The organism is Pseudomonas sp. PDM15 (assembly GCF_014851565.1).
Lineage (GTDB): Bacteria > Pseudomonadota > Gammaproteobacteria > Pseudomonadales > Pseudomonadaceae > Aquipseudomonas.
Window position 1 is genome coordinate 41,688 of the sequence record NZ_JACVAA010000011.1, and the last position, 9,805, is coordinate 51,492.

Genomic DNA, 9,805 nt, shown 5'->3' on the forward strand with positions numbered 1-9,805 from the left:
GAGAACGAAATGGCCCGTGGGGTTAACAAAGTCATTCTGATCGGCAACGTCGGCGGCGACCCGGAAACTCGCTATCTGCCCAATGGCAACGCGGTGACCAACATCACCCTCGCCACCACCGACAGCTGGAAGGACAAGCAGACCGGCCAACAGCAGGATCGTACCGAATGGCACCGTGTGGTGTTCTTCGGCAAGCTCGCCGAGATCGCCGGCGAATACCTGCGTAAGGGCGGCCAGTGCTACGTCGAAGGCCGCCTTCAGACCCGCGAGTGGGAGAAGGACGGCGTCAAGCGCTACACCACCGAGATCGTGGTCGACATGAACGGCACCCTGCAACTGCTCGGCGGCCGTGGCAACAACAGCGAAGGCGGCGGTGAATACGCCCCGCGTCAGCAGCAGTCGCGCCCGGCCCCGCAGCAGGCCGCACCGCGTCCGGCGCCGCAGCCGGCGGCCCAACAGCCGGCCCCGGACTACGACAGCTTCGACGACGACATCCCGTTCTGAGGTTCGCCCCAGGACAGGAAAAAGCCCGGCATCGCCGGGCTTTTGCATTTCAGGGCCGAGGAAATAGTCCGAACTGCCGTTGCGGCAGATGGGTCGATAGTTCTGTAGGGCCGGGAATGGCCTGGCTAGATGGGCGTCGCCCGTTGGCGCGCGCATGACCACGACTGCGAGGAAATCGTCATGACCTTGGGAACCATACTGCTGATCGTCCTGATCCTGCTGTTGATCGGTGCCATTCCGGCCTGGCCACACAGCCGCTCCTGGGGCTACGGCCCGTCCGGTGGCCTCGGCCTGGTGGTGGTGATCCTGCTGATATTGCTGTTGCTGGGATACGTCTAGCCACCACGGCAAGCGTCGCCCCGCTCGGGGCGGCGTGTCGCCAAGTACCGCCGGGATTTTGTCAGGATCGCCTTGCCTGAGAGCTGCCGGCGATATGCTGGGAGCAGCGTGCTATCAGCCCGCCGGGCCGACCAGTTCGCGGATCTTGGCAATCACGTAATCGAGTTCGAAGGGCTTGTCGAACACCTCGGCGAACAGTTCGGGCGTGGCCCGGCCGTTGCTGCCATGGGCGCCGCTCATCAACAGGATGGGCAGGTCGGCGGTGGCAGGGCGACTGCGAATGGCCCGGGCGAACTCTACGCCGTCCATCATCGGCATCATGAAGTCGGTGATGACCAGAGAAGGGCGTTCACGGTCGAGCACTTCGAGGCCGCGCCGGCCATTGGCGGCCTTGACCACCATGTAGCCTTCATCCTCCAACGCGTAGCCGAGAATATCCGCAATCAGATATTCGTCATCGACTATCAGGATGGTCGTCATGCTCTGCTCATTTATTCGCGCTCGGTATTGCGGTGCCGGACAGCACTGCAGTCGCATTCCTAAAAGCCTTCTTCAGACGTAGCCCCTGTTCATCGAACACGACCTCCAGGAGGGCCGGGTCATAGGTGCTGTCTCTCATCTTCAGGGTGGAGAGAACCCGTTTAAGTTCGGAATTGATTTCCACGAAGCGCATCAGCAGCAGGTTGTCGACGAGGCTGGAAAGCTCCGGCGCTGGTGCGTTGATCTCGGAGCCGAACAGGTCGCGCATCTCCCAGGTGGCCATCACGGTCACGCCGCGTGAACGTAGCTCGTTCATCAGGGCACTGAAGAACTCGACCAGGCGTGCCTGGTTGGTCGCCACGCGGGCCATGCCGCCCAGGCTGTCGAGCAGCACACGCTTGATACCCAGGCGCTCGACCGTGTCGAGCAGCTTCAGGCCGAGGGCATCGAGCAAGCCGGACGTGGTTGGCTGCCAGACGATATGCAGCGCGCCGCTGTCCTCCAGGGCTCGCAGGTCATGGCCCAACGCCTGGGCCTTCAGGCGCAGGCGCTGCGGCGTCTCGTAGAAGCCGAAATGCAGGCCTGGCTCTTGCGCAGTGCTCTGGGCCAGGAAGTTCAGGCCGGCGCTGGTCTTGCCCACGCCGGAGGGGCCCATGAGCAGGGTCACCGAGGATTCCGGCAGGCCGCCGCCGATCAGCTCGTCCAAGCCAGCGATGCCGCTGGTGAGGCGGCGCAGGTCGCCACTGTCCGGTTGCGAGGGGCGCGAATACAGGCTCTCCAGGCGTGGGTAGATGACCATGCCGTCGCTGGTGATCTCGCATTCGTGCAGGCCCGAAAGGGCGCCGCTGCCGCGGGTCTTGCGCAGTTGGATGCGGCGCACCGAGCGGCTGCCATGCAGCTCTTCGCCGACTTCGATCACGCCGTCGACCATGGTGTGCTCGGGGCTGCCATCGTCCAGGCGGGCGCTGGTGATCAGCAGCACGGTGCAGCCGGCGAAGGCGGCGTGGCCCTGCAGCTCGGAGATGAATTTCTTGGTGTCCAGTGGCGACTCGGCGCGCGAACGGGCATTGAGCACGCCGTCGACGATCAGCAGGGTAGCCTTCTGCCGGTTGATCTCGCGGCGCAGCAGGCGCACCACTTCGTCCAGGCCTTCGTTCTGCATGGTGTCGAAGGCGCTGACGAACTGGATCTCGCTGCCCACCCGCTGCGGCTCGAAGAAGCTCAGGGTGGAGAGGAACTGGAACAACCGGTCGTGGGATTCGGCCAGCAGCGTGGCCACCAGCACGCGACCGCCTTCACGCACGTGGTTGAAGGCAATCTGGTTGGCCAGGATGGTCTTGCCCGAACCTGGGCGGCCCTGAACAATGTATGAGGCACCGCTGACCAGTCCTCCTTTCAACAGGACGTCGAGGCCATCGATGCCGCTTTGAAGGCGTTTTAGTTGTTCCAAGGTCCGTTCCATCTCTATATCGAGTGGCAGCGCCGGTGCGCTGCGAATGGTCGCACTTTACCGGCAAGCCAGTATGGCGGACAACGCCAGCTAGACTGCGGCGGGCAGATAAAGGGTCATGCGGGTGCCCTTGCCGGGTTCGCTTTCGACCCGGATCGAACCACCGGCGTTCCGCGCGAATCCGTACACCTGGCTAAGGCCGAGGCCGGTGCCCTTGCCGAATTGCTTGGTGGTGAAGAACGGTTCGAAGATACGCGTCTGCAGCTCGGGGGCGATGCCGGGGCCGTCGTCGCTGACCGAGATCAGCACGAAGTCGCCGTGGAGCTCTTCCCACTCGCCCGCCAGATGCCGATTCTCGGCGCGCAGCAGGATGCGCCCACCCTGCTGTTCCATGGCATCGCGGGCGTTGAACACCAGGTTGAGCAGGGCCATTTCCAGCTGGTTGGCGTCGACCCGCGCCTGATGCAGCGCGGGAGGGATTTCCAAGTCCAGGCTAATGCTCTTGGGCAGTGCCTGGGCGAACAGGGCCGAGGAGGCCTGCAGGGTGCTAGCCAGGTCGAGCGCCCAATCCTGCGGGGTTCGGCGGCGGGCGAAGGTCAGCAGGTTCTGGGTCAGCTCACGTCCGCGAATGCCGGCCTCGTGGATGTTCTCCAGCAGCAGCTGGATGCGTTCCAGGTTGTTGCTACGCCGGGCCAGATCGCTGGAGCCGATGATCACCGTGAGCAGGTTGTTGAAGTCGTGCGCCATGCCGCCGGTGAGCTGGCCGAGGGCTTCCATCTTCTGCGCCTGGAACAGCTGCGCGCGCACCTCGTCCAGGTGCTGTTGCGCCTCGTGGCGCTCGGTCATGTCGCGGGTGATCTTGGCCAGGCCGACCAGACAACCGGCTTCGTCGTGGATGGCGTCGAGCACGGTGAGCGCCCAGAAGCGCGAGCCGTCCTTGCGCACCCGCCAGCCCTCGTCCTGGGCGCGGCCCTCGCGCAGGGCAGTGGCGATCAGCCGTTGCGCCTTGCCCTGGCGGCGATCCTCCTCCGGAAAGAACAGCTCCAGGTGCTGGCCGATCACTTCCTTGGCTGTGTAGCCCTTGATCCGCTCGGCGCCGACATTCCAGGTCATGATCCGGCCCTGCGGGTCGAGCATGTAGATCGCGTAGTCGACCACTGCCTGGACCAGCAGCTCGTAGCTGCGCTCGGTCAGGCCGCTGGGAGTCAGTGGTGGTTCATCGGCCATGGCGTTTTTCGATCCGATTCCGAGTGAGCTCGTGGTTATGCAGTGTAGAGCGACGGCCCTGGCGATGTTTGCGACTGGTTCAGGGATGGCGCACCTGGGTGCGACGCCTTGGCAGTAGCCCGGGGCCGTTCACTGGCTAGAATGCGCAGCCATGAAAGGATGCCCCACCTGAACCCGCTCAGCCACAACTTCCGCGACTGGCTCTACGCCTTTGCCCTGGTGGGCATGCTGCTGCGCGTGAGCATGCCGCTGTGGGCGCCGCCGCAGATGAGCGAAGGCGGCTTCATGCTGATGTGCACCTCGCAGGGCATGCAGTGGCAGCTCGGCGAGGACAAGGGTGGCGCCGCCTCGCACCAGTTGCCCTGCGTGCAGTGCGGCGTACAGATCGCCAACCTGCAGTCTTTGCCCTTCACGCCGCCACCTCCGCGGGTAGCGCCGCCGGAGCGTCCGCGCTTCGCCGAGGCGCTGGGCCTCAGTCCGCCGTTCCTCGTTGCGCCACCCGGCAGGGCACCCCCGACGTTTTCCTGAACCCGCCCACACTCGCCCTCTCCGCGAGGGCCCAGCGCTGTTCACTCTTTCAGGAAAACACCATGATTCCGTTCGTTTTCGTGCCGGCACGCGCCGCTCGCCTGCCTTTCGTTCTGTCCGCCCTCGGTCTGACCATGGCCGCCCCGACCTTCGCTGCCCAACCCTCCGATGCCGAGCTGGCGCCCACAGTGGTCACCGCCGTGCAGCAGAGCTCGCCACTGACCATCCACGCCGATCCCAAGGACGCCCGCCAGCCGGTGCCGGCCAGCGATGCCACCGACTATCTGAAGACCATCCCCGGCTTCGCCGCCATCCGCAGCGGCGGCAGCAACGGCGACCCGGTGCTGCGCGGCATGTTCGGCTCGCGCATCAACCTGCGCACCAACGGCGGCCTGATGCTCGGCGCCTGTCCGTACCGCATGGATGCGCCGAGCTCCTATATCTCGCCGGAGACCTTCGACCAACTGACCGTGATCAAGGGCCCGCAGACCGTGCTCTGGGGACCGGGTGCTTCGGCCGGTACCGTGCTGTTCGAGCGTGAGCCGGAGCGCTTCGGCGAACTCGGCAGCCGCCTGCATGCCAGCCTGCTGGCCGGCTCCAACGGCCGCGTGGACAAGGTGCTGGACGGCGCCGTGGGCGGCGAACAGGGCTACCTGCGCTTCGTCGGCAACCAGGTCCAGGCCGATGACTACGAGGACGGCGACGGCGATACCGTGCCGTCACGCTGGAGCAAGTGGAACGGCGACTTGGCTATCGGCTGGACGCCGGACGCCGACACCCTGATCGAGTTCAGCGCCGGCAAGGGCGACGGTGAGGCGCGCTATGCCGGGCGCGGCATGGACGGCGCGCAGTTCGAGCGCGAGAGCCTCGGCCTGCGTTTCGAGAAGTCCAACCTGGGTGGCACGCTCGACAAGCTGGAGGCGCAGCTCTACTACAACTACGCCGACCACATCATGGACAACTTTAGTCTGCGCCAGCCCGACCCGAGCAGCATGATGGCCATGCCCATGGCGTCCCAGGTCGATCGACGCACGATTGGCGGGCGCTTCGCGGCTACGTTCAAATGGAGCGAGGTCGAACTGGTGGCCGGTATCGACGCATTGCGCAGCGAGCATCGCTGGCGCAACTCCGATTACGACATGATGAGCGATCGCTACATCGACACTGACCAGTTCCCCTGGGACAAGGATGCGGTGATGCACAGCTACGGTGCCTTCGCCGAGGCCACCTGGCACCTGGCGGAGCGGGAGCGTCTGGTCGGCGGTGCGCGCCTGGACCGTGCCTCGGCCAAGGATTATCGCGCCAGCCAGTGGAGCGGCATGATGCAGGTGGCCAACCCGACCGAGGGCGAGACCCGTGCCGATACCCTGCCCAGCGGCTTCTTCCGCTACGAGCACGATCTGGCCGGCTCGCCAACCACTCTGTACGCCGGCCTTGGCCATGTGCAGCGCTTCCCCGACTACTGGGAGCTGTTCTCGGCGGAGACCGGAGCTGTCGGCAGTGACAATGCCTTCGACGGCGTCAAACCCGAGAAGACCACTCAGCTCGACTTCGGCGTGCAGTACAACGGCGTCGATCTGCAGGCCTGGGCCTCCGGCTATGTCGGCCAGGCGCGCGACTACATCCTGTTCGACTACAGCGGCGGTATGACGGGCGGCTCGCGGGCCGACAATATCGACGCGCGCATCATGGGCGGCGAACTGGGGGTGGACTATGACCTCAGCGAGCAGTGGAAGACCGACGCCACCCTGGCCTACGCCTGGGGCAAGAACAGCTCCGATGGCGAGGCGCTGCCGCAGATGCCGCCGCTGGAAGCACGCCTGGGTCTGACCTACCAGCGCGACGCCTGGAGCGCCGGCGCCCTGTGGCGCGTAGTGGCGGCGCAGAACCGGGTGGACGAGGGCCGCGGCAACGTGGTCGGCCAGGACTTCGGCAGCAGCGCCGGCTTCGGCGTGTTCTCGCTCAACGGCGCCTACCGCGTCAGTGCCAACCTCAAGCTCAGCGCCGGCGTCGACAACCTGTTCGGCAAGGACTACGCCGAACATCTCAACCTGGCTGGCGACGCCGGGTTCGGCTATCCGGCCGAGCCGGTGGCCATCGATGAGCCCGGGCGAACCCTGTGGGCCAAAGTCGATCTCGACTTCTGAGCCAACGGCCCGCCGCGAGGTGGGCTTCTGCTGTGTGGCGTCGTGCATTTTGCACGTCGCTAACGGCGCGCCGTGCATTCTGCATCGGGCAAGGTGCTATCTCTGTTTCGTAAGTTGTTGATGTGTATTGGTATTTCTGCGATTAGCGAGTTGGCACAGGCGCTGCACTAGCTGAGTACCCCGGAACACAACAATAGGGAGTAGAGAGATGCAAATCGCGATCAAGGAATTCTTCGACGCCTTTCCCGACCACAACGTTTCGATCAAGCCGCGCCCGGACGGCATGTTGCTGCTGACCCTGCGCAAGCCGAACGAAGTGCCGTTGAGCAAGGCTATCGACAGCGCCGCGATCTTCAATCGGGACAGCGTGCGCGAGCTGATCTTCGACGTGACCCTGAGCCTCAAACTGGCCAACGGCCAGGCCATCGACAAGGATGACGGTGACCGCTGGGGCCTGCGTAATCTGCCCACTTTCACCGGCGGGCCGATCCACGTCACCGCCTCGCGCATGCTGGTGCACAAGCGCAAGCTGGAGCTGATGAAGAAGCAGCGCCGCGAAGCGATTGCGGTCTAGACTTCGGCTGCGGCATGGCGGCCGCCGACCGGGATCGGCAGGCCGTTGGACACTCAAGTTTTACCGGCGCCAACCGCCACAGTAGGAGGCCGCCGCCAGCCGCGGCCCTCTACCATCGGATGGAACTGCCGCCATGCTGCTGCGCAATCTCAGCCTGCAAACCAAGCTGTTGCTGGCGTTTACCCTGGTCAACCTGATCAGCATCGCCGCCTTCATCAGCTACGCCCAATACGCCAAAGCCCTGGATATCCGCGCGCAGATGGACAACCGCCTGCGTGCCGCCGCCCATGCGGTGCCGCGCCTGCTCGGTGACGACTATCTGGAGCGTGCGCGCAGCGCCGAGGGCTTGAAGGAGGGCGATTACCTGGGCCAGGTGCGCAACCTCGGTGAGTACGCGGCGGAGGTCGACCTCAAGTACGCCTACACCATGATGGTGGATCCCGGTGGCCAGGTGTATTACCTCTCCGACGGCGCCAGCCCCGAAGACATCGCCGCCGACGAATACGCCAAGCACCTGGAGCACTACTCCGATGCCAGCCCTGCTGTCACCGTCGCCGCGCGCAGCGGCCAGGTGCAGTTCGACGAATACACGGACAGCTACGGCAGCTTCCGCTCGATCTTCCTGCCCCTGCGCACCGCCGGCGGCCAGCCCTTCGTGGTGGGCGTGGATGTGACCCTGGACAGCCTCCAGCAGGCCATCCACGACAGCCTGCAAAGCCTGCTGCTGATCGGTGCCGCCACCCTCGGCGTCGGCCTGCTGCTGTCCTGGCTGGCGGCACGCATGCTGGTGCACGGAATTCTCCAGCTCACCGGCCAGCTCAACCGCATCGCCGACAACCGCGACCTGTCGCGGCCCATCGCCCTGATCAGCGGCGACGAGCTGGGGCAGATGGGCGAGCGCCTGTCCGGCCTGCTGCAGGACCTGCGCCAGACCCTGTCCGGCGCGTCGGGCATGGCCGACAGCAACCAGCAAAAACTGGCGGACACCTTCCTGCTGCGCGCCGACGACATCACCCGGCAGATCCAGCAGGCCGCCGGCCAGCTGGCCGATGTCGACCAGCACGGCCAGTCGATCCAGCATGCGGCCGGGCATTCCTCCAGCCTGGCAGGCGCCGTGCGCGCCAGCCTGGAGCGCGCCAGTGGCGAACTGAGTCGTGCCCACCACGAACTGCAACGACTGATCGGCGATGTGCACGGCAGCACCTCGGCCAACGTCGAGCTGGCCGTCGACCTGGAGCGCCTGAGCAGCGAAGCCGAGCAGATCGGCCAGGTACTGCAGATGATCGCCGGCATCTCCGAACAGACCAACCTGCTGGCGCTCAATGCAGCCATCGAGGCTGCGCGTGCCGGCGAAGCGGGCCGCGGTTTCGCCGTGGTGGCCGACGAGGTGCGCAAGCTGGCAGGGCAGACCCAGACCGTCCTGGGCGAGGCCCATCAAGTGATCGACAAGGTCACCGGCGCCATCCGCCAAGTGGCCCAGCGCATGAGCAGCACCGCCGAGCGTTCCCGCGCCCTTGCCGGCGACGCCGATGAGGCGCTGGAGGCACTCGACGCGCTGGTGCAGCAGATGGGCCAGGTGAGCAGCACGGTGGACCAGGCGCTGGTCAGCAGCGAAGAAATCCAGCATGCCGTGGCCGACATGTCCGGTCGTATCGGCGGCATGCGCGACGCCTTCGAGCACACCCGTCAGGACGTGGACGCGATCAACCGCTCCGCCGCCGAACTGGGCGACACCGCCCGCGCGCTGAAGAGCGGCTTGGGCGTATTCCGCACCTGACGACCAGGCGCTGGTTCAGCGTCCGCTACGCTCACCCCCATGGCTGTGCTGGCCGCCTTTGCGAGCCTTCTCGGCGCGGTCGGTATCGCTCCTTACATTGCCGCCGGTAGCATGGCCGGAGCCCTTGCGACCGGCCTCGGAGACTTTCTGCGGGTCATCGGCGAAGCTGTGCTTGCCGCCTTTATGGGTTGTCATGTCTGTCTCCTCAATGCCGTTGGCCGCGCTGATCGCTGCTTTCCGCGCGTTGCCGGATGCCGTTGCCGAGCACGTTGCCGCCGCCCTGGCCGGTGTTCTTGATGCCGGACCTGGGCAGGCTCTCGGGGCCGTGGTGGGCCGTATGCTTACCGCCTTGGGATGTGTTCATGCTGCGCCTCTCAGCTCGTGGCTCTCAGGAGGTACGATTGTGGTGCCAAGGGCATGATTCAGTGTTTGGTGCTCAGTGAAGGCGTCGGCCGGATTGCAATTGGCAATTCTCTGAAAATGATCATTTAGTGGAGCGATTCGCAATTAGGTCCAAGAGGGCGTGGTATCGCCAAGGTAGGTAATGGTTAAATGCCACTACCAGATGGCAAGGGAATGCCCTCGTTGCACGCTTTAGGTAGCTGTTTCCCTTGCCCGTCACGAAATGGCGTGCAAAGGACTGCAGATGTTGGACAACACCCAAGGATCGGGTCCCACGCCCGAGGTCGATACGGGCCTAGCGTGCTTGGTGATGCTGGCGCGCTTTCACAATGTGGCCGCTTCGTCCGAGCAGTTGGCCCATGAGTTCGCCGAAGATG

The 9,805-nt window shown here is 65.2% G+C and carries 11 protein-coding genes and 1 pseudogene; 7 read left to right on the forward strand and 5 right to left on the reverse strand.

The window, feature by feature from the left end:
• The first annotated feature begins 9 nt into the window (after window positions 1–9).
• Entirely contained in the window at window positions 10–504 is a 495-nt protein-coding gene (locus tag IB232_RS23005) for a single-stranded DNA-binding protein (RefSeq protein WP_137975156.1), read from the forward strand.
• A gap of 180 nt (window positions 505–684) precedes the next feature.
• The gene (locus tag IB232_RS23010) at window positions 685–843 is read left to right on the forward strand and encodes a DUF3309 family protein (RefSeq protein ID WP_137975157.1); all 159 of its coding nucleotides are present in this window, start codon (window positions 685–687) and stop codon (window positions 841–843) included.
• A 114-nt stretch (window positions 844–957) separates the two neighbouring features.
• Here IB232_RS23010 and IB232_RS23015 read toward each other — a convergent pair whose 3' ends face one another.
• The 3 genes from IB232_RS23015 to IB232_RS23025 form a co-directional block, all read right to left on the reverse strand.
• Window positions 958–1,323: a response regulator gene (locus tag IB232_RS23015; RefSeq protein ID WP_192400841.1), complete on the reverse strand. Its 366-nt coding sequence runs from the start codon at window positions 1,321–1,323 to the stop codon at window positions 958–960.
• Between the two features lie 7 nt (window positions 1,324–1,330).
• Window positions 1,331–2,773, reverse strand: a complete 1,443-nt coding sequence (locus IB232_RS23020) for an ATPase domain-containing protein (protein WP_192400842.1) — start codon at window positions 2,771–2,773, stop codon at window positions 1,331–1,333.
• A gap of 90 nt (window positions 2,774–2,863) precedes the next feature.
• Window positions 2,864–4,000, reverse strand: a complete 1,137-nt coding sequence (locus tag IB232_RS23025) for a two-component system sensor histidine kinase NtrB (protein ID WP_192400843.1) — start codon at window positions 3,998–4,000, stop codon at window positions 2,864–2,866.
• Between the two features lie 159 nt (window positions 4,001–4,159).
• On the opposite strand from IB232_RS23025, the gene IB232_RS23030 reads away from it, so the two are divergent.
• From IB232_RS23030 to IB232_RS24060, 4 genes and pseudogenes are all read left to right on the forward strand, one after another.
• Complete coding sequence (locus IB232_RS23030) at window positions 4,160–4,528, forward strand: DUF2946 family protein (RefSeq protein WP_192400844.1); 369 nt, start codon at window positions 4,160–4,162, stop codon at window positions 4,526–4,528.
• Window positions 4,529–4,590: 62 nt separating this feature from the next.
• A complete protein-coding gene (locus IB232_RS23035) occupies window positions 4,591–6,675 on the forward strand; it encodes a TonB-dependent copper receptor (protein WP_192400845.1) in 2,085 nt (694 codons plus the stop codon).
• Between the two features lie 208 nt (window positions 6,676–6,883).
• Window positions 6,884–7,249 carry a DUF3509 domain-containing protein gene (locus IB232_RS23040; protein WP_192400846.1) on the forward strand — a complete coding sequence of 122 codons (366 nt, stop codon included), beginning with the start codon at window positions 6,884–6,886 and terminating at the stop codon, window positions 7,247–7,249.
• A gap of 1,261 nt (window positions 7,250–8,510) precedes the next feature.
• Window positions 8,511–9,026, forward strand: a pseudogene (locus IB232_RS24060) (methyl-accepting chemotaxis protein); the annotation flags it as partial.
• Window positions 9,027–9,041: 15 nt separating this feature from the next.
• On the opposite strand, the gene IB232_RS23050 reads toward IB232_RS24060, so the two are convergent.
• Window positions 9,042–9,221 (reverse strand): general stress protein, encoded by a 180-nt coding sequence (locus IB232_RS23050; protein WP_192400848.1) that lies wholly within the window; start codon window positions 9,219–9,221, stop codon window positions 9,042–9,044.
• Between the two features lie 10 nt (window positions 9,222–9,231).
• Window positions 9,232–9,390 carry a hypothetical protein gene (locus IB232_RS23055; RefSeq protein ID WP_192400849.1) on the reverse strand — a complete coding sequence of 53 codons (159 nt, stop codon included), beginning with the start codon at window positions 9,388–9,390 and terminating at the stop codon, window positions 9,232–9,234.
• Between the two features lie 282 nt (window positions 9,391–9,672).
• On the opposite strand from IB232_RS23055, the gene IB232_RS24065 reads away from it, so the two are divergent.
• The coding region (locus IB232_RS24065; protein WP_192400821.1) for a cysteine peptidase family C39 domain-containing protein at window positions 9,673–9,805 on the forward strand (133 nt) is incomplete at its 3' end.

Coding starts and splice junctions, on each gene's coding strand:
- IB232_RS23035 (WP_192400845.1), top strand. CDS start 4,591: ATGATTCCGTTCGTTTTCGTGCCGGCACGCGCCGCTCGCCTGCCTTTC.
- IB232_RS23005 (WP_137975156.1), top strand. CDS start 10: ATGGCCCGTGGGGTTAACAAAGTCATTCTGATCGGCAACGTCGGCGGC.
- IB232_RS23030 (WP_192400844.1), top strand. CDS start 4,160: ATGCCCCACCTGAACCCGCTCAGCCACAACTTCCGCGACTGGCTCTAC.
- IB232_RS23010 (WP_137975157.1), top strand. CDS start 685: ATGACCTTGGGAACCATACTGCTGATCGTCCTGATCCTGCTGTTGATC.
- IB232_RS23040 (WP_192400846.1), top strand. CDS start 6,884: ATGCAAATCGCGATCAAGGAATTCTTCGACGCCTTTCCCGACCACAAC.
- IB232_RS23055 (WP_192400849.1), bottom strand. CDS start 9,390: ATGAACACATCCCAAGGCGGTAAGCATACGGCCCACCACGGCCCCGAG.
- IB232_RS23025 (WP_192400843.1), bottom strand. CDS start 4,000: ATGGCCGATGAACCACCACTGACTCCCAGCGGCCTGACCGAGCGCAGC.
- IB232_RS23015 (WP_192400841.1), bottom strand. CDS start 1,323: ATGACGACCATCCTGATAGTCGATGACGAATATCTGATTGCGGATATT.
- IB232_RS23050 (WP_192400848.1), bottom strand. CDS start 9,221: ATGACAACCCATAAAGGCGGCAAGCACAGCTTCGCCGATGACCCGCAG.